Source organism: Acinetobacter sp. YH12136 (assembly GCF_013418545.1).
Classification (GTDB): Bacteria; Pseudomonadota; Gammaproteobacteria; order Pseudomonadales; family Moraxellaceae; genus Acinetobacter; species Acinetobacter towneri.
This window is the reverse complement of sequence record NZ_VPBV01000002.1, coordinates 25,545-50,132: the sequence shown is the minus strand read 5'-3', so window position 1 is coordinate 50,132 and position 24,588 is coordinate 25,545. Positions and strand designations below refer to the sequence as shown.

Here is a 24,588-nt window from a genome sequence, read left to right as displayed (position 1 = left end):
GATGAAGAAGCCCACAATTTAAATTGCGGGCTTTTTTATGCGCCAAAGTAAATCAGATGCTAAGCAAAGAAGAAGTTGCGTATAAGAATAAATCTGATTTCGACTGCATATCTTATGATTTCACAGCTAGATCAGGAGCATTTAAAGTGACACTTATCAACATAGATAGGAGCAAAATATGACTTTAAAAAGCATTCGTTATAGTACAGCTGAACTGGCATGCCCACGCTGAACGATGCCGAGTCAATTTTAATTTTAACTTCAATCAGCAATCACAATAATTTGATTTAAAAGAGAACGATAATGCTATCGCCCCAATATATTTGGGGCTTTTTTATTCCTGAGTTTGATGCACCGCATTGGCAACTTCTACAGGTTCAATCTGAATTAGCTTTTTACCAAAACTACGCAACCACCAAACCAATTGTGAGGTAAACGGCACAGTGGCAGTCACCAACACATTACCATTTTCCAGTGTTTCCATAGTTTGATCTTTGCTTAATTGGCTTTCATCGAAGTATATGGCATCAGCTTTTTGCATGGTAAGTTTGAGCTGAATATTTTCAGTAGCTTTACTGAAATCGACTCTAAAACCTAATTCGCCAGATTCAATATAGGCATCAATATCAAAATTAACAGGATGCAAGGCGCGTGAATCTAAAACTTTGGCTGCTTTAAAACGATGCAGGGCAAAGGTTTGAATGTCGGTTTTGTCAAATCGAGTACAGATTAAATAAATCACCGCACCTTTTTGCACCAAAGCCAAAGGATTCAGCACATAAGTTTTTTCTTCGCCTGAATTGCTGCGTGATTGATAAATACATTCTAGTTGTTTGTCTTGGAGCAAGCCTTCATATATCGCCTGTTGTGCATTGCGGTCTACGACTGGTGGAATTAAAGGTTGTGTTGCAGGCACAATTCGCACACGATTAATCCATTGGCGGACATTGTTTTGGGTCGATAGACTGCGTCGTGCCAAATCAAACCATGGGTTCATTTCTTCAATCAAACTTGGCGGCAGCAGATGTTTTAAATGTTCCTCGACCATCATAAACGTTACCGCTTGAGAGCTGGTCATGTGCGGTAAACTTTGAATCGGTGCATCTGAACGCCAGCGCCAACCTTGTGGTACGGTACCATTACTTTCAATTGGAAAGCGCTGAGAAATTTGATTTAAGTCACGTTGAATCGTACGCAAACTAATGTCGATACCTTCACGTTGCAGGACATCGTGTAATTCACGTGTGCCCATCCATTTACCTGTAGAAAGGCGCGATAAAATTTGCCATTGGCGATATAAACTATTAGATGTTTCTTTTTCTTGTATAGACATATTCAATATTTACTAGGTCAATTCATACGGATGAAAACTTGTTCTTCCACACAATAAGAAAACTCGGAATGATTAGCAAGTTTTTTACTGAAAAAGGGCAAAATATAACCGCAGATTTTGCAGTAAATATCACAAAATTTGGACGGGCAAAGTTAATCAAATAATAGAAGTGAATCAGAAACTATGACCTTAAGCCATACTTGGATCAATTAGAAAAGCAAGATTGAATAGTTGTGTTTAAGTGAAAACCTGTCATTGTTTTGTATGGTAGATACAGGTTTATGTAAATAAAAGCGGTCTGAGTGGATGAGTGCTGTAGGTTAATTGGGCAAGGCGATTGAGGTGCTTTATCGCGATGAATTATCAACAGACCTTAGAGTTAGGAGGATGAAACAACCGTGAATTTATCTAGCAGCGATGCGCGAGAAATTTTTTGGTTAGCCCGATATTTAACCCGTATTCAATATGTATGTCAGCAATTTCCATTTAAACAAAATGATGCTGCTTTGACTTATGCACATGCCTTTTGTTTGCCTGCATTTGATGCAGCTTCTTTAAATGAATTGATTTTAAACGAAGAACAGCCTGCTTCATTTGCGATGCAGTTTGAGCAAACACGGACAAAAATTCAAAACTTGGCACAGGTGTTTTCTAAAGCTACTTATGTTGAATTACAGCAATGTATTCAAAATGCGTGCGATAACGCGAGTTATATTTGTGATGTGGTACAAGACTGCGAAGCACTATTAGATGCAGAACCACAGCAGATATATTTATTTTTCCAATTGGGGCAAAAAATTGAACAATTAGACCGACAAATTCGGTTAAAACAATCGACTGAAAAGACTTTGTCGCAATTGGAAATGATTGTGCAATGCCTAAAAGATTTAGGTTGGACGTCGTTTGTAGACGCATGGCAACAGCTGAAACAGCAACCCGATACCATGCATTTTTATCACTTTAGTGATCATATTCAGCACTTACTTTCGGTGGATTAAGCAGAACTTGTCATGTCAAATTAATCGACAACAATATTATTTTAAGCTCTGTGTAGTTAAAAAAATAGTGGAAGCCGAAGCTCCCATTATGTCTTAACTTATTACTGGCTTTGAACAGCTATCAAATTCAATAGCTTTGACTCGTGCAGTACTTTCGGCTCGGTTACTTAGTCGCGTTCAACCGCAAGTGCAACACCCATACCACCGCCTACGCAAAGCGTTGCGATGCCTTTTTTCGCATCACGGCGTTGCATTTCGTGTAGTAACGTCACGAGGATACGGCAACCTGAAGCACCAATCGGGTGACCGAGGGCAATTGCGCCACCATTCACGTTTACTTTATCTAGGTCTAAGCCTAATTCTTTGGCAACACCTAGTGCTTGTGCGGCAAAGGCTTCGTTGGCTTCAATTAAATCGACCTGATCTAAGCTCCAGCCTGCTTTATTTAAGGTTTTCTTAACCGCTTCAACAGGGCCAAGACCCATAATTTCAGGCTCAATACCCGACATTGCATAGGCTTTAATACGTGCTAAAGGTTGTAGGCCTAATGCTGCAGCTTTGTCTGCGCTCATCATTAACACTGCTGCTGCACCATCGTTGATACCAGAAGCATTACCTGCGGTTACGCTGCCATCTTTTTTGAACGCAGGGCGCAATTTATTCAAGCTTTCAAGGGTGGTATTGGCTTTGATGTATTCATCTTCAGCAAATACAATTGGGTCGCCTTTACGCTGTGGAATGCTTACAGCTGCAATTTCATCTTTAAATTTACCAGCCGCTTGTGCTGCAGCCGCGCGTTGTTGTGAAGTCAGTGCCAATTGGTCTTGTTCTTCACGGTTTAAACCAAGCTTTTCTACAATATTTTCTGCAGTAATACCCATGTGATATTGGTTATAGGCATCGGTTAAACCATCAGCCACCATACTGTCGATCAACTGGGCATTCCCCATTTTTTGACCGTTACGCAACTGCATATAGTGTGCGCTTTGTGACATTGATTCTTGACCACCAGCAACTACAATTTCTGCTTCATCACACTGAATCGCTTGTGCAGCCAAATGTACGGCACGTAATCCCGAACCACACACCACGTTTAGCGTTGATGCAGGCACTTGTACAGGAATACCTGCAGCAATTGCGGCTTGACGTGCAGGGTTTTGTCCTACACCTGTAGTGAGTACGTTACCCATAATCACCTGATCGACTTGTTCAGGCTGTACTTTAGCACTGTCTAAGACTGCACGAATTGCTGTTTGCCCCAATTGTGGTGCAGATAAAGAAGCGAGACTACCTAAAAAGCTACCAATTGCAGTACGTTTTGCAGCAACAATGACAACATCTTTCATTTTTTATATCCTTAAATTTTATGTTTACGTTTCTGTGGATGCACATGATATATAGCATGTGCATTGCTGTTGTTATATGACTGATTAAAATAAATTTACCAAAACATAGCGACCTGGTGCTGCTTCTATCATTGGATATTGCGCATTACCTAAGGCGCGGGCAGGGACTTGTTCGCCTGCATACGGTGTGACCCAAGCCTGCCAGCGTAGCCACCAAGATTCAGGATGATACTCTGCACCATCAAGCCATTGCTTGGTATTTTCAAACTTGGCAGTATTGGTATAGCAACCGTATTTATTACGACTTGGCGGATTCACAATGCCTGCCACGTGTCCAGATTCACCAAGTACCAGTGTAGATTCACTACCTAAGTAATCTGCACCACGGAAGCAGGTATCCCAAAGCGCGATATGATCTTCCTGCGTAGCAATAAAGAAGCTTGGAGTTTTGACACGAGAAAGGTTGAGTCCAACACCGTTCACTTTTACTGCATTTGGTGAAATCAATTCATTATTCAAATACAAATTACGCAATAAGAAATTATGAATTTTGGCAGGAATATTGGTGCCGTCGCTGTTCCAATACAAAATATCGAAATCTGAAGGCTCTTTGCCTTTTAAATAGTTCTCGATGTAGTAGTTCCAGTACAGGGTATTTTCACGTAACAAACTGAACGTGACTGCCAACTGGCGACCATCAAAATAACCGAATTGATTATTTAAGGTTTCTAAACCACTAATCACAGGTTCATTAATAAATACGCCTAAGCTGCCTGGGTTTTCAAAGTCGATAATGGTTGCCATATACGTGGCAGATTTCACATGACTTTTCAGGCGTTTTGCCAGGTAATAAGCCTGCGTTGCAGCAAGTAAAGTACCACCAATACAATAGCCGATACAGTTGGCTTCTTTTTCGCCTGTAATTTCTTCAATAACACGCAAAGCTTCAACTGCACCTGCGGTAATCAGATCTGCGAAAGTGAGTTCTTTTTGTTCAGCATTTGGGTTACGCCAAGACATTAAAAAGACCGTATGACCTTGCTGACGTAACCAGTTCACCAACGAGTTTTGTTCGCGTAAATCCAGCACATAATATTTATTAATAAATGGCGGCACGATTAGAATCGGAGTTTGATATACATTTTCTGTGGTTGCTTCATATTGCAACAACTGGAAAATTTCATTTTCAAATACCACTGCACCTGGCGTGTAGGCTAAATCTTTACCCAAGCTAAAAGAGTCACTATTGACCATGCGAATAGATAAATATTTTCCGCTATTGACCACATCATCATGGAAAATTTGCATGCCACGGACAAGGTTTTCACCTTGTTCGGTAATGGTTTGCTGAATCACTTCAGGGTTAGTCCAAAGAAAATTGCTTGGTGATAAAGCATTAATCATTTGGCGGGTAAAAAAGTGAAGGCGGTAACGCACTTTGTCTGGAATGCCTTCTACGACATCCACCATATTTTGTACCAGTTGGCTAAACAACAAATATGACTGCGATAACAGGTCAAAATTGGGTTGTTCTTGCCATAATGGGCTGTTAAAACGACGATCACCACTTTCAGGTTGAATGAATGGTTCGATGTCTTTTGCCACACTGCGCATCATCACATTTTGGTAGATTTGCATTTGACCTTGCCACCAGCTCCATTGCATTTCCATCAAGCGTGCTGGATTTTTAGACAAAGCTTCAAAGAACATCGACATATCTTCTTTGTTGAGCTGTGTTAAGGCGTCATTAATAGGGCTTTGCCCATAATAAAATTCTTGTAGTTTTTTCCAGATATCATCGTGGCTAGAGAAAAATTGTAATATATTTTCTTTGAATTGAAATGAGTTCTGTTTCATTTCATCGCTCCATGGCACATGGCTTTTAGCAATCAAATTGAGTGCAAGGCTGAAACTAAAACGGGGAAATTTTCACACTTCCCCGTAACATTCGTCCTGATAACGCATGGTTTTCAGAGCAGTGTTTATTTGTTATTTGGCATTGAATCGCTGACTAACTTTTCAAATTCTGCTTTGACTTCTGAAGTCAGTGTTGCTAATTTTTTGCCATCTTCAATCATTTGCTGACTGAGTTTGTTCATAGTTTCTAATTGCTTGGTGGTGCAGTTCACCATGCTTTGCATGTCTTTCACTTCGCTATTGGCAAACATTTGTGCTAAACCAATGTTGGCATAGTTGCGTGCTGCTTCTAATTGTAGGTTGGTTAAGTTAGCAAAATTTTTTGCAACTATACTGTTGAATTTGGTGTACGGTTCAAACACGTTTTTGTATTGAGCATTCATGTTTGAAAATAAGTCGCCGTATAGCATGGGTGTCACTCCAGTAAATAAACTTGTAGATTAAAATGAGGTGTTACACGCTTAGTGCATGTATAAGCCGCCGTTGATTGATAAGGTTTCGCCTGTTACGTATGCAGCATGATCACTCACTAAATACATAACTGCTGCCGCAATTTCGGTAGGGGCGGCAAGACGTTGCAGAGGAATTTGTGCTTCAATGCTTTTAATTACTTCTTCGCGCATGGCTGTGACCATCGGGGTTGCGGTATAACCTGGTGCAACGACGTTCACGCAGATATTTGAACGTGCGCCTTCTTGCGCCAAAGCTTTGCTAAAGCCGATGATGCCTGCCTTAGTTGCAGAGTAGTTGGCTTGACCAAATTGACCTTTTAAACCGTTCACCGAACTAATGTTCACAATGCGACCAGACTTTTGTTCTAACATTTTGTTAAATACAGGCTGAGTCACGGTAAAAAGTGTTTTTAAGTTGGTTTCAATCACTTCAGACCACTGCGTATAGCTCATTTTTTTGAAAGTTGCATCGCGGGTAATACCAGCATTGTTGACCAACACATCTACACGACCTTCAGCATCAATTGCTTCTTGAATGGCTGCTGTAGCCGCTTCATGCTCATTTAAGTTGGTTAAAACAAAGCGCACATCACTTTCTGTAAAGCCTTCGTCTTTAAGCCATTGCTTTTCGCGATCTTCTTCTCTTGGTACAACCGTTGCAATAATTTTATAGCCTGCTGTAACCAGTTGACGGCAAATCTCACTGCCAATACCACCTAATGCACCCGTCACTAAAGCTACTTTTTGTTCAGACATATTCTTTTCCTAAGCAGAATAAGGTTATAAAAATTAAGGAGTTTTTCCTCTTTATTCTTGTTTAGAAATTAAGCGTTTTATATTTCAAAGAGGCTGCAGTTTGATGATGCTTTGAAGTCAAAAGTAAACAAATATTGGTAATAGATTATTTTCTTATCATGTGGATGCTTTTATAAATGGCTTAAATAGTCGTGAAGTCATTGATTCATCGTAGCGCGCAGCACAAACTTCTGAGAACTGGTGAAATGTGATTAATCCATGAATTTGAAGCGATGTGGCAGTTTAAAGACAGTGCGCGAGCATATTGTTTTTTCTTGAGATTTTGAGTGTGATTTTCAGCTAAATATTTGGATGACTGTAAAGCGCTAAATGCAAATGTGGGTGACCACAAATTTTTATCAATATGAATGGAAATACAGTGAATTTAAGAAAATAAAAAGCGAAAAGAAAAATATAAGAAAGAAAAAGAGAATGGCTTAGACGATTGCATGCAGCAAAACTGCTACATGCAACAGATCGAAAAAAGAAAGTTAAATGCTGGTTGCCTTGCGCTGTGGGCGAGGGCTTAAACGACACAACAACTCATAGCCAATCGTACCATTGGCTGTGGCAACATCATCCACCAAACGGTATTTGCCCCATAGTTCAACTTGTGTGCCTAATTCAACGTCTAAACCTGTGACATCAATGGCAATCATATCCATAGACACACGACCAAGTACAGGCGTTAATTTTGTACCAATCGCAACAAAATTTGGCTGCACAAATGTACGTGGATAACCATCGCCATAGCCAATTGAAACAATCGCAATTTGCATGGCTTGTTCTGCAGTAAAGGTTGAACCGTAGCCGACGTGTTCGCCTGCATCAATTTCATTTAGTGCGATCACTTCTGCGCTTAAAGTCATCACAGGCTTTAAGTCGAGTGTATGCACATTATGTGCGGCAAAAGGCGTTGCACCGTAAAGCATAATGCCTGGGCGTACATAATCAAAATGCAATTCGGGATAACGATAGATTGCAGCAGAGTTACAGCAAGAAGCAAGAATAGGGCTGCAATTGTCTTTGACATGCAAAAATTGCGCGACTTGTTGATCATTTAAAGCATGATCACCATCGGCATTGGCAAAATGCATGGTCAACACACAGGTAAAACCTTCGGCTTTGAGCATGTGAATCACATCAATAATTTCAGGAATTTTAAAACCTAAACGATTCATGCCACTGTTGAGTTTGACCCAGACTTTTAAGCCTTGTGTGATGTAATCAGCTTTATGTTGTAGCAGCCAGTCGAGCTGTGCTTGATGATGCACCACACATTCTAATTTGTGTGCTAACACACTTTGCATTTCATCGGCAGAAAAAACACCTTCAATCAGGGTGATGGGCTGCGTATATCCCAATTCACGAATTTCTAAGGCTTCTTCAACGCAAGCGACACCAAAGGCATCGCTGTCTTTTAAGGCTGCTAAGCAGTCTTTTACACCATGTCCGTAAGCATTGGCCTTGACCATGCTAACAATTTTCGCTGTTGGGGCAAGTTGTTTGACACGGTTTAAATTATATTGCAGTGCCTGACTGTCAATATAAACTGTTGCTTGGCGCACCCTCGTTACTCCTTGGGAATGACAATTGGTAATTTGTGTTAGATACACTGTGGAGTGATAAATAAATACTAAAAATAGTTCTATTTAAAAATATTCACTATTGTAGACCTATCAACCTCAAATAGACATGAACATTTAAGTTTTTGATCATAAATTAATTTAAGATCGAAAAATCTATTAGGTTATTGATTGCAAATAATTTGTAAAAGTTTCAGACTTTATTTTTCATATAAAACTATACGTTCTAAAAGCTATTATGGCGTTAGATGCTCTCACTTAGGAAAATTCTGAACTGTACGAGTTATGGCAAGACTCAGAAGATTGTGGAGAGTGGGTTCGTAATTTAAATGAACTCAAAGAGAGATTAAACAATGCATTTTAAACTTGGATATGTTGAATAAATGATGAAAATATTTTGTTATCTGGGATGGAGTACTTTATTTTTTTGTCAGTCAGTTATGGCTTGTATGCCACATTCACCCAATGACGTTTTTATTGCCCGTTACCAAGGTTCACTGGCAGTACAGGAGAGTTCAGACTTCATTTTTGAACTCAGTTCAGGTCAATTTATTTTTCGCTCAATACTAGATGAGGTTAAATATAAAAAGCCTACTCAATGGTACAGTGGATTTTCAGGTAAAAGTACAGCTAAAAACCAATTAATTATTGGTTTAGCTTATGCACCAGATGGTGCTAAACCCCAGCAATATCAAGTAGTTTCATTTGCAACATTAAACTGTAAGAATGACCAGCTTGTTTTATCTAAACCGATTGTCCCATTTTTAGCTTGGAATAAGCAGACCTCAAATTGTTCTACAGTCGATAGATCAGAGGTTGGGATTTTAGATGGTTTTATAGACTATGATCAGACACATTATTTGGCGCAACTGCAACAAAAGTATCCGACATGCAAGCAATTAAATAAAGCATTTCCATCACTTGAAATGGAAGAAAATAGTCAAGATTATAATTTACTCTCAAGTTGGAAACTATGGTGGGCAAAGTTAATAAGTCAGATTAAAACATGGTTTTAATAAAAAAGAGCAATGCAAGCATTACTCTTCATCATCATACTGAGCATAATACTCAGGAGATAAGTTACTAAAACGCGTATATTGCCCTTCAAAAGCAAGACGTACCGTACCAATTGGGCCGTTACGCTGTTTACCAATAATAATTTCGGCAGTACCTGCTTCTTTAGATTCTTTATTGTAAACTTCGTCGCGGTAAATAAACATGATTAAATCCGCATCCTGCTCAATTGCACCAGATTCACGCAAGTCAGACATCACAGGGCGTTTATTAGGTCGGTTCTCTAATGAGCGGTTGAGCTGTGACAAAGCAATCACAGGGCAGTTCATCTCTTTGGCCAAGGCTTTTAAGCTACGTGAAATTTCTGAGATTTCGCCGACACGGTTATCGCCCATGCCTGGAACTTTCATTAACTGCAAGTAATCGACCATGATGCAGCCAATTTTACCGCCATGTTGTTTGGCAATGCGTCGTGCACGTGCACGTACTTCCGTAGGTGGTAGGGCAGATGAGTCATCAATATACAAATGCTTTTCTTGCAGTTGTAAAATCGTGCCTGTGACTTTTGACCATTCATCGCCACTGAGTTTACCTGAACGTAAGTTCCCTTGATGCACTTTGCCGTATGCAGAAATTAAACGCATTGCGATTGAGTCTGCAGGCATTTCCATAGAGTAGACAAGGGCAGGCAAATCATTGTTAAACAAAACACTTTCGACCAAGTTCATGGCAAAGGTGGTTTTACCCATAGATGGACGCGCAGCGACAATAATCAAGTCACCCGCTTGCATGCCCGAAGTTTTATTATCTAACTCCACAAAGCCTGTGGTTAAGCCTGTGATGTTACCTTCCATTTTAGAAAGTTCATCAAGTTTGTCGAATACATCGGCAACCACGCTCGAAATGGCTTTTGGGCCTTGTGCTTTGGCATTGTTATTATGTTGTTCGGCAATTTGGAAAATATTGGTTTCGGCCAAGTCTAAAATTTCACTTACGCTACGACCTTTGGTGTCATAGGCATTTTGTAAAATTTCAGAACTGACTTTAATCATGTTTCTGAGGGTCGAGAATTCTTTAATTTTCGTGGCATAGGTTTCTAGGTTATAAAAACTAGAAGGCGAGTCTGCCATGAGCTGCATTAAGTATTCTTCCCCGCCTGCAGCTTCAAGTAAATTTTGTTTAATCAGCCAGTCATTCACCAATACGGCATCATAAGGTGAGTTTTCTTTAGACAAAGAATCAATGGCGCGGAAAATATATTTGTGGCGTGTCGCGTAAAAATCAGATTCTTGTAGCACATCACCCACTTGTTCAAAAGATTCGGCCACAGTCATTAACGCAGCCAAAACAGCTTGTTCGATGGCTAAGTTATGCGGTGGGGTACGAAACTCTTTAAGCGGGCTGTTCTCATTTGGTTTTAGATCAGACTTTGCAGTATGTTGCTTTGCGCTAGCAGTCGCCTGTGACATATAAATCCCTGATTTTTAAAACAGTAAATGCTGAATAATGCACGGGGATAGAATTTGAAACTCATATTCTTTCCACTTCCCGATGATACGCCCTCTAGAAAAAAAAGCGAGTAGATTTTGGCGAAGGATAAGTCAAAGCGTGCATGATGATTTAGGAAAATTGTACTAATCGTATATTCTAAAGACAAAAAAAGAGCATGCGATTAGGCATGCTCTTTTCTTTTGCAGCAAATTACTCAGATACGATAGTAACGAGAACTTCAGCAACAACATCATGGTGCAATTGGATTGCGATGTTGAATTCACCAGTGTGACGAAGCGCACCGTTTGGTAAACGAACTTCTGCACGGTCAACTTCAAGACCAGCATTCGTTAACGCGTCAGCGATGTCACGAGTACCGATAGAACCGAAAAGTTTACCTTCATCACCAGCTTTAGCAGTGATTACGATGTTAACTTCGTTCAATTGGTCAGCACGTGCTTGAGCAGCAGCTAAAATTTCAGCTTCTTGCTTCTCAAGTTCAGCACGACGAGCTTCAAATGCAGCAGTGTTTGCTTCAGTTGCAGCAACTGCTTTACCTTGAGGGATCAAGTAGTTACGGCCGTAACCAGCTTTAACTGAAACTTTATCGCCTAATTTACCAAGGTTCTTAATGCGTTGTAATAAGATAATATCCACAGCTCAACCTCACTTATGATTGTCAGTGTAAGGGATCAACGCTAAGTAGCGAGCTTGTTTAATAGCAAGCGCTAATTGACGTTGGTAACGAGCTTTAGTACCTGTAATACGGCTAGGAACAATCTTGCCATTTTCAGTGATGTACTGTTTTAGTGTATCGATATCTTTGTAGTCGATGTACGTAACGTTCTCAGCTGTAAAGCGGCAGAACTTGCGACGACGGTAAAAACGTGCCATTGATGTTCTCCTTAAGCTTCAGCAGAGTCTTGGTTAGCGTGTTGTGCTTCTTCACGTTGAGCTTTACGCGCACGTTTTTCTTCAGCACTCTTAGCCAATAATGACTCTTCAGTGATAGCGTTTTCACGACGGATGATCAAGCTACGAAGGATCGCGTCGTTATAACGGAACAATTCTTCTAACTCGTCAAGCGTAGTTTGACCACATTCAACGTTCATAAGAATGTAGTGCGCTTTGTGAATTTTGTTAATTGGGTAAGCCAATTGACGACGGCCCCAATCTTCTAAACGGTGAATTTGACCTTCAGCTTCTTTGATGTGAGTTAGGTAACGTTCTACCATACCCACAACTTGATCGCTTTGGTCTGGGTGTACCAAAAGTACGATTTCGTAGTGACGCATTGTCAGCTCCTTACGGTTTATGCAGCCCCTGACTAAATTGAGCCAGAAGCAAGGAGTCACAACCGAAGTTGTGTCGCAAAATTGCGAAGCGTGAATTTTAGAGCTTTTACCAAGTAAATACAAGGCTTGGTCTAAGAAAAGATCGGCTTGGGTAAAAAGGGAATGTAATATTTTGCATCTATGATTGGAATTTAAATTTTATACTTTGTATTTGTATGTCACTAACTTTTAGAGTGTTTAATTCGAAAATTATTAAGGACGAATAAATCAAAGACAGATAAATTGTTATTATTTAAATATTGAAGTGTGGAGAGGGTAGGCACTCCATTAAAAGATAGAGCTAAACTCTATCTTTTAAAAAAGTATGATTTGCGTGCTTGGTGCGGTTGCTGTAAAGCTAAAACATAAACTCACAACAGTAATTAAAATAACCGAAAATAGGAAAAAGCGTTTTGCCCATAATTGATCATTTTCTGCTTTGAAGCCAATGACGCCAATATAGAACCAATAAATACAAAGTGCATTCAAAATAACCAGATATAGCCAGTTTGCATAACCAAATACAAACAGTCCATTCATGGCAACGGTAAATAACACCACATAAATTAGTGATTCAATTTTCGTTCGTAAAATTGAACGAGCAACTGGCAAAATTGGAATCCCCGCATTTTTGTAATCATCAAAACGGTAAATTGCAATCGCCCAAGAGTGGGGCATTTGCCAAAGTGCATAACCTAAAAAGATAAGTAGTGCAGCTAAGTCAAATTGATTTGCAACAGCGGTATAACCAATGACAGGTGGGCTTGCGCCTGAAATACTGCCAATAATGGTTTGATGAATTGTTGTGCGTTTGGTCCATAGACTGTAAAAGCCGACATAAACCACGAAACCAATCAGTGCAAAAAGAAAAGCGTATGCGTTAACTCCAAACCATAAAATGCTAAAACCAATTATGCCCAATACCACTGAATAAATCAGCGCAATAGGAACAGAAACAGTTTTTTTCACTAAAGCACGGTTTTGTGTGCGTTGCATTTTTTGGTCGATGTCTTGGTCAATAATATTGTTGACCACACATCCTGAGGCGACAACAAGCGTTGTACCAAGCAGAGTAAGCAGTAGGAGAAGGAAATCTACAGAACCTTGGGCAGCTACAAAGTAGCCACCCAAAGTGGTAATAAAATTACCAAAGAGAATTCCTGGCTTTGTCAGGAATAAATACTTTTTCAGCATGACAACCAGTTTAGATCATCATGTTGTAGTGTAGGTAGTTCATGATCCATACAGAACCAACCAAAAGGATGGCAATGGTCAGAATGGTATACACGAATGCAATCACGTTCCAACGTTGCTCTGAAGAAGAATTCATATGCAAGAAATAAATTAATTGAATAAGAATCTGAGCAACTGCTGTAATCGAAATAACAGTAATCAAAATACCACGGCCAAAACCACCTGCCATAACCATACCAAAAGGAATAATGGTAAGGATAACAGAAAGGATAAAGCCAATCGTATATTGCTTAGTGTTACCGTGTGATGCACCAGCAGAGTTGTGATCGTGACTCATTAGAGAACTCCCATCAAGTAAACTACGCTGAATACACAGATCCAAACGATGTCAAGGAAGTGCCAGAACAAGCTTAGGCAAGCTAAACGACGCATGTTCGGAATAGTCAAACCATATTTCTTGATTTGAACCATTAACACGATCATCCAAACTAAACCTGAAGTTACGTGAATACCGTGCGTACCAACCAAAGTAAAGAACGCAGATAAGAACGCACTCGCACTTGGACCATGTCCAGCGTGAACTAAATGGTTGAACTCATAAAGTTCCATACCAATAAAGATCGCACCGAAAACCCAAGTCACGCCTAACCAAGTTAGAACTTTAGCAACATCTTTCTTGTAAGCAGCTAAAACGGCAAAACCGAAAGTTACAGAAGAAATCAACAGGGCAAAAGTTTCTGTTAAAACGAAGCCTAATGACTCGCCAAACAAATCTTTAGCTGTTGGAGTGCCTACTGGAACGTGGCTACTTAATACAGCGAACGCGATGAAAAGTGTACCAAAAATTACAAGGTCACTCATCAAGTAGGTCCAGAAACCAAAGACGGTGATGTCTGTATCATCGTGGTGATGATCATCATGTCCGTGGTTGTCGTGATGAAGTACTTCAGCCATGTCTTAGTCCTTCTTCAAGTGTTTTTCAAGGATCGCATAGCGTTCGTTTTCAATACGCTCAACTTCAGCAGCAGGAACATAGTAGTCCACTTTCTTCGTGAAAGAACTCACGATGAAGCTGATGATTGCCGCAATGAACGTAACGATTGCTAGCCACCAAATATGCCAGATTAATGCGAAGCCCATAGTTGTAATAAACATTGCAATTATGAAGCCAGCTGCACGGTTAGTTGGCATATGGACATCTTCATACTTAGTTGGACGAGCGTATGCAACACCATTTTCTTTGTCAGTCCAGAAAGTATCAATACCATTGATCTTTGGAAGGTGAGCAAAGTTATAGAACGGTGCTGGAGAAGAAGTAGCCCACTCAAGCGTACGGCCATCCCATGGATCTCCAGTAAGGTCTAAGCGTTGGTTGCGTTGTAGGAAGCCAACCACAATCTGCATAACGAAGCAGAATAGACCAATAGCAATTAACACAGAACCGAAGAACGCAATTGCCAAGTATGGATCCCATTCTGGGTTGTCATATGTATTCAAACGACGAGTCATACCCATGAAACCAAGGATATAAAGTGGCATGAATGCAAAGTAGAAACCGAAGAACCAGAACCAGAATGCTGCTTTACCCCAAGTTTCATTGAGTCTCCAACCAAACATTTTTGGCCAGTAGTAAATGATACCTGCGAACATCGCGAATACTACACCACCAATAATTACGTTATGGAAGTGAGCAATTAGGAATAAAGAGTTGTGTACAAGGAAGTCCGCTGGTGGAACTGCCATTAATACACCTGTTAAACCACCGATACCAAAAGTCACAAGGAAGCCAAGTGTCCAAAGCATTGGGGTAGTGTAGGTAATACGACCCTTGTACATGGTGAATAACCAAGAGAAGATTTTCACACCAGTAGGAATCGCAATAATCATGGTCATGATACCGAAGAACGCGTTAACGTTGGCACCTGCACCCATGGTAAAGAAGTGGTGAACCCATACAACAAGTGATAACACACCAATTGCAACAGTTGCGTACACCATTGATTTGTAACCGAACAATGTTTTGCGAGCAAAAGTCGCAGTTACTTCTGAGTAAATACCAAATGCTGGTAATACTAAGATATAAACTTCTGGGTGACCCCATGTCCAAATCAAGTTTACATACAACATTGGGCTACCACCCATGTCGTTCGTAAAGAAGTGGAAACCGAAGTAACGGTCAAGCGTTAACATTGCAATTGTCGCAGTTAAAACTGGGAATGTTGCAATGATAAGTACCGCAGTAACTAATGTTGTCCAAGTGAAAACAGGCATGTCCATAAGTTTCATGCCAGGCGCACGCATTTTGATGATGGTAACGAAGAAGTTAACACCAGTAAGAAGCGTACCTAGACCAGAAACCTGAAGTGCCCAAATATAGTAGTCAACACCAACACCTGGAGAGTATTCGATACCAGATAGAGGAGGATAAGCCATCCAACCTGTAGCAGCGAATTCACCTAATGCAAGTGAAACCATCATTAAACCTGCAGCACCAGCGAATAACCAGAAGCTTAAAGAGTTTAATAACGGGAAGGCTACGTCACGAGCACCAATCTGTAATGGTACAGAGATGTTCATTAAGCCAACAACAAGACCCATTGCCACGAAGAAGATCATGATCACACCGTGTGCGGTGAAAATCTGGTCATAGTGTTCTGGGTGTAAATAGCCTTCACCACCACCTTTCGCAAGGAACTGTTGAAGACGCATCATGATCGCATCTGCGAAGCCACGAAGTAACATGACTACAGATACAAAGATATACATGATACCAATTTTTTTATGGTCTACAGATGTGAACCATTCGTTCCACAAGTAGCCCCATTTTTTGAAGTAGGTAATACCAGCAATCGCTGCAAGACCACCTAAGATCATCGCTGCAACAGTTACCAATACGATTGGATCGTAAGGAATTGCATCTGGACCTAACTTACCTAATAAGCTCATGTCTTATTCCCCTTGAGAAGCAGTCGCATGTTCAACTGCTACATGAGTTTCAGAAGCAGGCGCTTCACCAGCCACTACAGGAGCTGAATGGTCAGCACCATGGTAGTTACTCATATAGTTATTGATCACTGATTCAAACAAGCCTTGCTCAACAGAAGAGTAATAAGTCACAGGATGTGGCTGAGTCTTATATGGACCTTCTTTTAAAGCCGTTGCAGCAAGTTTTTTCTCTAATTCAGTTTTGGCGTTACGAACCATTGCATCAATTTGTTTCTGTGAACGGTTACCGTCACGTAAAGAAGCAAATTCAGCTTGATCTAAAACTGTTTTTTGAACAGCTTGAGGATTGATAGTCGTACCTTGACCTGCTTTAACAGCTGTTACCCATTGCTCAAAATCAGCTTGAGTTACAGAGTGAGCTTTAAAGCGCATTTGCGAGAAACCATAACCTGAGTAGTTAGATGAGAAACCACGGAATTCGCCCGTGTTGTCTGCTAAAACGTTCAAGTGAGTTTGCATACCCGCCATTGCATAAATCTGACCAGATAATGCAGGGATAAAGAACGAGTTCATTGTGAAGTTAGAGGTTAAACGTAAGCTTACAGGCGTTTGCTCTGGGAAGCGTAATTCGTTAACAGTAGCAATGTTCTGTTCTGGGTAGATGAAGATCCATTTAAATTGTTCAGCAATAACTTGAACAGTTAAAGGAGCTTTTTCGGATTCTAGCGGACGGTAAGGGTCGTACTTGTGGGAACCCCACCAAGTTAACCAAGCTAAAATACAAATAATAATAACAGGTATACCCCATACTACAATTTCAATTGCAGTAGAGTGTGACCATGTTGGTTGATAGTCTGCGTCTTTATTCGATGCGCGATATTTCCAACCGAACCACAATGCCATAATTGCAGATGGAATAACCACCAATAGCATTAGGTAAATCGCAGTCATCATCAGGTTACTTTGACCTGCTGCAACTGGACCTTTTGAGTTCAGAAGTACTAAATCACCGCCACACCCAGTTAAGAGTGCAGCCATCGTAGATAAAGACAATACAGCTAAAATCGTTTGTCTCATTTTACAACCTCGGTGAAGAGTCCCATTCCCTAATTTAATATGGGATAGCGATTAAAGTGTCGCATGATTAAAAAGACATCAAAAAAGATGAAAAAGTCTTCTTAATCATCGGACACCGCTACGTTGTAGGGCATTATGCCTGATATCGACAAACTAAGCTACACATAAAGCGGCTTTAAGTGGAGGGAATGAAAACCAATTTTTATACTCGGAATTATTTGTGTTAATTTTAATTTATTTATATTTATCAATATTATAAGAAAAAAGGGATGATCAATCATCCCTGAATAAATAAAATCAAATTATTGCTTTACGACTTTGGTTTTGGCGAGTTTATCGTGCAAAGCCTGTCGTTTTGCACCAAATGCAAAGCCATAATCTAAAATTGTGATGAAGGGCATAAACATCATATTCAAAATAATGAAAATGATAGAGCGAATAGTAAACACACGCATTAGGCTGACTTTTTCATCGGTTTCAGCATCGACAATCTTAATTTTAGTCAGACGTTTGCCAATACTTTGTCCAGTTTTAGCCAGCAGGAAGGCTTGTATGCCCAGCATAATCAATAAATAAATTGCCACCGCTTGCCAAGCTTGCATTGGAATGAGCTGAAAGAGTTCAGTTTGCAATTGCATGGCTTGATCAGACGTTGTCGCTGCCTGCATTTTTTGTTGTAAACCAGACAATTGTTCAAACTGGTCCGCATTTAAGAAAAAAGAGGGAAGTGCTGCTGCAGGCAACCATAACAACATGTCTATAATTTTGGCTAAAGCACGTTGGTTAATGCTCGCCAATTCATTTTTTGTTGCCTGTGTTCTTGAATTTGATGATGCTGAGCTTGGTCGTGATGTGTTTGTAGCCGTGTAATCTGTATTTTGAAAAGGTGAATGTTCAGGGGCAGGTGGTGTGCTGACGTAGCCTTGTGGTTCATATACAAGTTTACCTTGGGTGAGTTCACCTAAAGCTTTCCATTCGCTCATGCCTTGGTGCCAAGCCAAATCTGTCAGCAACACTTGTTGGCTGGCGAGCATTTGGTTGAGCTGCTCTAAGGTGTATGGCCCAGCTTGTTGATTATTTCGTGCCAAGTAAATTTGCATAAATATAAAATCTCAAAAAATGAATTTGAAAAAAAACCCACGCAGGTGCATGGGTTTTCTTTTAACACGTTTTACTACGCTTGTTGAGCTTTTTCTTCAGAAAGGAAGAACCAAGTGTCTAAAACTGAGTCTGGGTTTAAAGATACAGATTCAATACCTTGTTCCATTAACCAACGTGCAAGGTCAGGGTGATCTGAAGGGCCTTGACCACAGATACCGACATATTTACCTGCTTTACGGCATGCGTGAATTGCCATAGAAAGTAATGCTTTCACTGCAGGGTCACGTTCATCGAACAGGTGAGAAACAATGCCTGAGTCACGGTCTAAACCAAGTGTTAACTGAGTTAAGTCATTTGAGCCGATAGAGAAACCATCGAAGTGCTCAAGGAATTGTTCAGCCAACAATGCGTTGGTTGGTAATTCACACATCATGATCACTTTCAGACCATTTTCACCACGTTTTAAACCATTCAGCGCAAGCAATTCGATCACACGTTTTGCTTCAGCAACGGTACGTACAAATGGAATCATAATTTGTACGTTGGTTAAGCCCATTTCGTCACGTACTTTTTTCAAGGCACGACATTCAAGCTCGAAGCAGTCACGGAAATTGTCAGACACATAACGACTTGCACCACGGAAGCCCAACATTGGGTTTTCTTCTTCTGGCTCATATAACTTACCACCAATTAAGTTTGCGTATTCGTTTGATTTGAAGTCAGACATACGCACAATCACTGGTTTGTCAGCGAATGCAGCAGCAAGGGTAGAAATACCTTCAACCAATTTTTCTACATAGAATTCGATTGGCGATGAATAGCCCGCAGTACGCGCCATAACTGCTGCACGTGTTTCACGTGGTAAGCTGTCAATATTAAGCAATGCTTTAGGATGCACACCAATCATACGGTTGATGATGAATTCTAAACGTGCAAGACCAATCCCTTCGTTTGGAATTTGAGCAAAGTCAAATGCGCGGTCTGGGTTACCAACGTTCATCATGATTTTGAACGGAAGTTTAGGCATAGATTCGATTGAGTTCTTTTGAACTTCAAAATCTAAAGCACCTTCATAAATGAAACCTGTGTCGCCTTCGGCGCAAGAAACTGTAACTTCCTGACCATCAGTCAAAACTTCAGTTGCATTACCACAACCTACAATTGCAGGTACGCCTAATTCACGGGCAATAATTGCAGCGTGACAAGTACGACCACCGCGGTTAGTGACAATTGCAGCAGCACGTTTCATCACTGGTTCCCAGTCTGGATCAGTCATGTCTGAAACAAGAACGTCACCTTCCTGAACTTTGTCCATTTCTTTAATAGACGTTACAACGCGGACTCTACCAGAACCGATACGCTGACCAATTGAACGACCTTCACAAATGACCGTACCTTTTTGTTTCAATAGGTAGCGTTCCATAGTACCGACGTTTTCACGGCTTTTTACAGTTTCAGGACGTGCTTGAACGATGTAGATTTGACCGTCATCACCATCTTTTGCCCATTCAATATCCATAGGCGCTTGATAATGTTCTTCAATAATTAACGCTTGTTTCGCTAATTCTTGTAGTTCGTGATCATTTAAAGAGAACTGTTGGCGATCTTGTTTTTCAACATCGACCACAACTACAGATTTACCAGCCGCGCCTTCTTCACCATAAATCATTTTTTGGTGTTTAGAGCCAAGGTTACGACGTAAAACTGAGTGTTTGCCTGCTTTTAATAAAGGCTTAGAAATATAGAATTCATCTGGGTTAACTGCACCCTGAACCACCATTTCACCCAAACCATAAGAAGCAGTAATGAATACAGCATCACGGAAACCAGATTCTGTATCTAGGGTAAACATTACACCAGCAGCGCCAGTTTCTGAACGTACCATACGTTGTACGCCTGCAGACAAAGCAACGACATCGTGGTCAAAGTTTTGGTGTACACGGTAAGAAATCGCGCGGTCGTTGTACAAAGATGCAAAAACTTCTTTAATGGCAATTAATACGTTGTCAATGCCACGGATGTTTAGGAATGTTTCTTGCTGACCTGCGAAAGATGCGTCTGGTAGATCTTCTGCAGTTGCAGATGAACGAACGGCAACCGCGATGTTTGGGTTGCCGTTAGAGAGTGCTTCAAAAGCAACTCGGATTTCTTGTTCTAGTGATGCAGTAAGCGGAGTGTCGACAATCCATTGACGAATTTTTGCACCAGTTTCAGCAAGCGCATTCACGTCATCTACATTGAGTGTTTTTAGCTCTGCTTGAATTTTAGCGTTTAGGCCACTTTGCTCGAGAAATTCACGATAAGCAGCAGCTGTTGTTGCAAAGCCACCTGGTACCGATACACCAGCATTAGATAAGTGGCTGATCATTTCGCCCAAAGATGAGTTTTTCCCACCCACGAGCTCAACATCGTGTTTCCCTAATTTTTCCAGACCAATTACGCGCGCTTCCAAAGTTGTTACTCCACTTTTGCAGTATTAATCACTATCTTGTCATGAAATTATAATAAATCTACTTAGCAATTTGGTTTTACTAAGCGACAGTCATGTAAGATCGGTTTACTATAAAGATTATATAGCACTAAGACAAATGTTTAAGGAGAATTTTAATGTCAGATGGTAAACAAATTAAGCGGAGTGTTTTTTTTATTTCCGATGGAACTGCAATTACGGCTGAAACCCTTGGACATTCACTCTTAGCGCAATTTCCAAATGTGGACTTTGATATTCATATTCATCCTTATATTACGTCTGAAGAAGCGGCTATGAATGTGGTGGCAGAGATTAATGCCCGAGCACAAATTGATGGTCAATTACCTTTGGTGTTTGATACCTTGGTTGACCAATATGTGCGTGACATCATCAACACTGCCAAAGCAATTAATTTAGATGTATTTGAAGGCTTAATTAGTAAGCTTTCTGAAGAGTTAGGAACACCACCAACCACTTTGGTCGGGCAGACGCATGCCGTAACAGATTCTGAATCTTACAAGGCACGTATTGATGCGGTGCATTTTGCCTTAGATAACGATGATGGCGCACGTACACGTCATTACGACAAGGCCGATCTGATTCTGATTGGGGTGTCGCGTTCGGGTAAAACGCCAACTTCCATCTACCTTTCTTTACAGTTCGGGATTCGTGTGGCGAACTATCCATTGACTGAAGAAGACCTCGATGACAACCGTTTGCCAGCCGTATTAAAGCCGCATAAACATAAGTTATTTGGCTTGATGATTGATGCTGAACGCCTTGTGGCAATTCGTACTGAACGTAAAGCCAATAGCCGTTATGCAAGTTTTAATCAATGCCAAATGGAATTGCGTGCGATTGAAGGTATTTATATTTCAGAAGGGATTAAATATTTAAATGTTTCAGAAATGTCGATTGAAGAAATTTCAACACGTGTTTTACAAATGACAGGTTTAAAACGTCGTATTGGTTAATGAAACTATATGTATTAAAAGAGCCAAAATTTTATTTTGGCTCTTTTTTATTGGATTTAAATAGAATAAAAATCAAGCTACTATTTATTTAAATGATAATGCTTTTAGTGTGACTTAAAATGTAGTGATAATGGTATCAATTGGATGTTCTTGTCCATCAATACTATGCACGCTATGTGCACAGACTTTGACAATTGGCCAAGTAATCAAATGGCAATTTTCGCGTTGTAAAGCTGAATAATAATGATCAGATTTAAAATAGCGTTGATGTGTATCTGCAATGTTTGGTGTGAGTTGACGTTTAAGCCACGTGTCTTTGACTTGAGCATCTAAAAAGCGTAAAGCCAAAATATTTTTGACGCGGTTATTAAACAAACGTCGATTTTTAAACACCAAAGGATGGCTAATTAGGCGATGGATGCCACGTTCTGTACTTGGCAGGACAAAATGCGGTGCAATTTGAAAGACTTGAACAGATGTCGCTTGCTGACAAATTCTATCGAGTTGTGCCACGCTGTCCTGATTTGCACCAATAACTGCAACGCGTAAACCTGTGAAGTCATGCTGTTTGATTTCAGTTGCAGGAATGCATTCGCCTTGGAATTCTTGAAAATCTGCCAAGCAGTTTTGAAAAGCGTGTCTATGTACGTCGTGTTTAGGACTGACCATGCTGAATCTCTTGATTTATTCATTTTATAAATTAGAACATTTACTCTATTTTGTTGGGGCAGTACTGTTTGGTAAAGTCTTTTGTGCAGGCGAGCCAGTCATTCCTAAAGATTGAAAATTAATTCAACTGAGATTTAAGCGGGAGAAAACAAGAAAATACAAATTTTTTGTAATTATAATTATTTACACTCTTAGTCAGAAGTTGGTAAAGGAGATGTTAATTTATTGATAATAATAGAATTATTTTTAACGCAAGCAGAGTTTGGTTTTATGATCCATGAATATGAATCTAAATCAATATTAGAGGCTTCACCTGCACCATAGGCAACTCTATCGCCATTTTTATACGTTTTATTATCTACGACTAATACATCATTTCTCGAATCCCAGTAAGCTTGTTGAGTCGCAAAAATAGGAAGAAAATTCGTCTGGTTTGCTGTGAAATACAAGCATTTTCCTTCAAGGGTAATTATTGCTTCACTGTAGCTAGCATTACTTCCATCACCTGAATATTGTAGTTTTGGTATGATGATTTCTGTTTGATTATTCAGTGACGATTCAGAACAGCCTAGCACTGTAAACAAAGTGCCAAAGAAAACGGGTAGAAGCTTCTGTTTAAAAATTAACATATGATCCAATAATACCTTAAGAATTTAGTTACCTTACAGCCCTTGATTTGGCTGTAAGGTGTGTTGAATGAATTAAATATTTTTCTTCATTTGCATGAGTAAATCAAAGTTGTATAAGCGTTTTTCTGTGTCATAGATATCACAGGAAAAAATAAACTCATCGACATCATACTTTGCCAATAAGTTTTCTAATCCTGCTTTGACTGTAGCCTTAGAACCAATTTGTGCCATGCCATAAAAACTATCGACGGACATTTTTTCTGCAGGCGACCACAAACCTTCCATACTTTCGACAGGAGCTTTGAGTTTTAGGCTTTGTCCACGCATTAAACCTAAAACACGCTGATAGGCACTAGTCGCCAAAAATTCTGCTTCTTGGTCGGTATCTGCAACCACTGTTGGCACACCCATAGACACATAAGGCCGCTCTAAATATTCTGAAGGCTCAAAATTGTCACGATATAACTGAATGGCTTGAGCAAGCATACGCGGGGCGAAGTGTGAGGCAAATGAGTAGGGTAGTCCTAATTTTGCAGCAAGTTGTGCGCTAAATAAACTTGAACCAAGCAACCATACAGGAACGTGTGTCCCTTGTCCTGGCGTAGCAACAATACGTTGTTGTGGTTCAGCATCTTTAAAGTAATGCAAAATTTCTAAAACATCTTGCGGAAATTGATCTTCAGTGTCCTGTCGCCCACGACGCAGCGCACGCATGGTCACTTGATCTGTGCCTGGTGCGCGACCTAAACCGAGTTCAATACGGTTAGGATATAAAGTCGCTAAAGTTCCAAACTGTTCAGCGACCACTAACGGTGCGTGGTTGGGGAGCATAATACCGCCAGAACCGAGTTTAATTTTTTGCGTATTTGCTAATAAATAACCCAAAAGAACTGCGGTTGCTGAGCTGGCAATGCCATCCATATTATGATGTTCCGCCAACCACAAACGGTCATAGCCGAGTTGTTCTGCGTGTCGTGCTAATTCAAGTGCATGATGCAGTGAAAACTGTACTGATTGATCATCACGTACAGGTGCGAGTTCAAGAATGGCAAATTTTGTGTCTTGCAGGGAACGCATCATTTATTCCAGCTTGATTAAAGAGAGTTTTATCATACGATGCTGCACTGATTTTGTATATCGAAAATTTTCGATATATGGGCGAGTCATGAGATATTACCATTTAACAACGCGCGACATTCATCCAAAAAGCACGCTTTATAAAAAAACATTTATCCAAGCAAGTAGTCAGCAAACAAAAAGCA

General features: G+C 40.2%; 23 protein-coding genes. 3 read left to right on the top strand and 20 right to left on the bottom strand.

Features of this window, described 5'->3' with window-relative positions:
• Positions 1–334 precede the first annotated feature (334 nt).
• Positions 335–1,333, bottom strand: coding sequence for a YafY family protein (locus FTU71_RS14500; protein WP_004973137.1), 999 nt, complete (start codon positions 1,331–1,333; stop codon positions 335–337).
• Positions 1,334–1,731: 398 nt separating this feature from the next.
• Here FTU71_RS14500 and FTU71_RS01510 point away from each other — a divergent pair, with 398 nt between their 5' ends.
• Positions 1,732–2,331 (top strand): hypothetical protein, encoded by a 600-nt coding sequence (locus FTU71_RS01510; RefSeq protein WP_004973138.1) that lies wholly within the window; start codon positions 1,732–1,734, stop codon positions 2,329–2,331.
• 167 nt (positions 2,332–2,498) lie between these two features.
• Here FTU71_RS01510 and FTU71_RS01505 read toward each other — a convergent pair whose 3' ends face one another.
• From FTU71_RS01505 to alr, 5 genes are all read right to left on the bottom strand, one after another.
• Complete coding sequence (locus tag FTU71_RS01505; RefSeq protein ID WP_179988648.1) at positions 2,499–3,677, bottom strand: acetyl-CoA C-acetyltransferase; 1,179 nt, start codon at positions 3,675–3,677, stop codon at positions 2,499–2,501.
• Positions 3,678–3,761: 84 nt separating this feature from the next.
• Positions 3,762–5,534, bottom strand: a complete 1,773-nt coding sequence (locus tag FTU71_RS01500) for a class I poly(R)-hydroxyalkanoic acid synthase (RefSeq protein ID WP_179993780.1) — start codon at positions 5,532–5,534, stop codon at positions 3,762–3,764.
• 125 nt (positions 5,535–5,659) lie between these two features.
• Positions 5,660–6,004, bottom strand: a complete 345-nt coding sequence (locus FTU71_RS01495) for a phasin family protein (protein ID WP_004973142.1) — start codon at positions 6,002–6,004, stop codon at positions 5,660–5,662.
• Positions 6,005–6,055: 51 nt separating this feature from the next.
• Complete coding sequence (locus FTU71_RS01490) at positions 6,056–6,802, bottom strand: beta-ketoacyl-ACP reductase (protein WP_004973144.1); 747 nt, start codon at positions 6,800–6,802, stop codon at positions 6,056–6,058.
• A 530-nt stretch (positions 6,803–7,332) separates the two neighbouring features.
• Positions 7,333–8,409: an alanine racemase gene (gene alr / locus FTU71_RS01485; protein ID WP_179993782.1), complete on the bottom strand. Its 1,077-nt coding sequence runs from the start codon at positions 8,407–8,409 to the stop codon at positions 7,333–7,335.
• Between the two features lie 467 nt (positions 8,410–8,876).
• Here alr and FTU71_RS01480 point away from each other — a divergent pair, with 467 nt between their 5' ends.
• Complete coding sequence (locus FTU71_RS01480) at positions 8,877–9,443, top strand: hypothetical protein (protein ID WP_026438364.1); 567 nt, start codon at positions 8,877–8,879, stop codon at positions 9,441–9,443.
• A 21-nt stretch (positions 9,444–9,464) separates the two neighbouring features.
• Here the strand turns inward: FTU71_RS01480 and dnaB are convergent, their stop codons facing one another.
• The 11 genes from dnaB to ppsA form a co-directional block, all read right to left on the bottom strand.
• Positions 9,465–10,910, bottom strand: coding sequence for a replicative DNA helicase (gene dnaB, locus FTU71_RS01475; RefSeq protein WP_004973149.1), 1,446 nt, complete (start codon positions 10,908–10,910; stop codon positions 9,465–9,467).
• A gap of 232 nt (positions 10,911–11,142) precedes the next feature.
• Positions 11,143–11,589 (bottom strand): 50S ribosomal protein L9, encoded by a 447-nt coding sequence (gene rplI / locus FTU71_RS01470; RefSeq protein ID WP_004973150.1) that lies wholly within the window; start codon positions 11,587–11,589, stop codon positions 11,143–11,145.
• 9 nt (positions 11,590–11,598) lie between these two features.
• A complete protein-coding gene (rpsR, locus tag FTU71_RS01465) occupies positions 11,599–11,826 on the bottom strand; it encodes a 30S ribosomal protein S18 (RefSeq protein ID WP_004719336.1) in 228 nt (75 codons plus the stop codon).
• Between the two features lie 11 nt (positions 11,827–11,837).
• The gene (gene rpsF, locus FTU71_RS01460) at positions 11,838–12,227 is read right to left on the bottom strand and encodes a 30S ribosomal protein S6 (RefSeq protein ID WP_004973153.1); all 390 of its coding nucleotides are present in this window, start codon (positions 12,225–12,227) and stop codon (positions 11,838–11,840) included.
• Positions 12,228–12,581: 354 nt separating this feature from the next.
• Complete coding sequence (cyoE, locus tag FTU71_RS01455) at positions 12,582–13,460, bottom strand: heme o synthase (RefSeq protein ID WP_004973155.1); 879 nt, start codon at positions 13,458–13,460, stop codon at positions 12,582–12,584.
• A gap of 10 nt (positions 13,461–13,470) precedes the next feature.
• Positions 13,471–13,797, bottom strand: coding sequence for a cytochrome o ubiquinol oxidase subunit IV (locus FTU71_RS01450; RefSeq protein ID WP_004973158.1), 327 nt, complete (start codon positions 13,795–13,797; stop codon positions 13,471–13,473).
• A complete protein-coding gene (gene cyoC, locus FTU71_RS01445; RefSeq protein ID WP_004973159.1) occupies positions 13,797–14,414 on the bottom strand; it encodes a cytochrome o ubiquinol oxidase subunit III in 618 nt (205 codons plus the stop codon). The genes FTU71_RS01450 and cyoC overlap by 1 nt, the downstream gene beginning before the upstream one ends.
• A gap of 3 nt (positions 14,415–14,417) precedes the next feature.
• On the bottom strand, positions 14,418–16,406 hold the full coding sequence (gene cyoB / locus FTU71_RS01440; protein WP_096900904.1) for a cytochrome o ubiquinol oxidase subunit I: 1,989 nt from the start codon (positions 16,404–16,406) through the stop codon (positions 14,418–14,420).
• 3 nt (positions 16,407–16,409) lie between these two features.
• Positions 16,410–17,483 carry a ubiquinol oxidase subunit II gene (gene cyoA / locus FTU71_RS01435; RefSeq protein WP_004973169.1) on the bottom strand — a complete coding sequence of 358 codons (1,074 nt, stop codon included), beginning with the start codon at positions 17,481–17,483 and terminating at the stop codon, positions 16,410–16,412.
• 302 nt (positions 17,484–17,785) lie between these two features.
• The gene (locus FTU71_RS01430) at positions 17,786–18,583 is read right to left on the bottom strand and encodes an RDD family protein (RefSeq protein ID WP_004973172.1); all 798 of its coding nucleotides are present in this window, start codon (positions 18,581–18,583) and stop codon (positions 17,786–17,788) included.
• Between the two features lie 74 nt (positions 18,584–18,657).
• Positions 18,658–21,036: a phosphoenolpyruvate synthase gene (gene ppsA / locus FTU71_RS01425; RefSeq protein WP_004973175.1), complete on the bottom strand. Its 2,379-nt coding sequence runs from the start codon at positions 21,034–21,036 to the stop codon at positions 18,658–18,660.
• Between the two features lie 155 nt (positions 21,037–21,191).
• On the opposite strand from ppsA, the gene FTU71_RS01420 reads away from it, so the two are divergent.
• Positions 21,192–22,028 (top strand): pyruvate, water dikinase regulatory protein, encoded by an 837-nt coding sequence (locus FTU71_RS01420; protein ID WP_004973178.1) that lies wholly within the window; start codon positions 21,192–21,194, stop codon positions 22,026–22,028.
• A gap of 114 nt (positions 22,029–22,142) precedes the next feature.
• Here FTU71_RS01420 and FTU71_RS01415 read toward each other — a convergent pair whose 3' ends face one another.
• The 3 genes from FTU71_RS01415 to FTU71_RS01405 form a co-directional block, all read right to left on the bottom strand.
• Entirely contained in the window at positions 22,143–22,697 is a 555-nt protein-coding gene (locus FTU71_RS01415) for a hypothetical protein (protein WP_004973179.1), read from the bottom strand.
• A 191-nt stretch (positions 22,698–22,888) separates the two neighbouring features.
• A complete protein-coding gene (locus FTU71_RS01410; protein WP_218945593.1) occupies positions 22,889–23,326 on the bottom strand; it encodes a hypothetical protein in 438 nt (145 codons plus the stop codon).
• A 72-nt stretch (positions 23,327–23,398) separates the two neighbouring features.
• The gene (locus tag FTU71_RS01405; RefSeq protein ID WP_180038039.1) at positions 23,399–24,403 is read right to left on the bottom strand and encodes an LLM class flavin-dependent oxidoreductase; all 1,005 of its coding nucleotides are present in this window, start codon (positions 24,401–24,403) and stop codon (positions 23,399–23,401) included.
• Positions 24,404–24,588 lie beyond the last annotated feature (185 nt).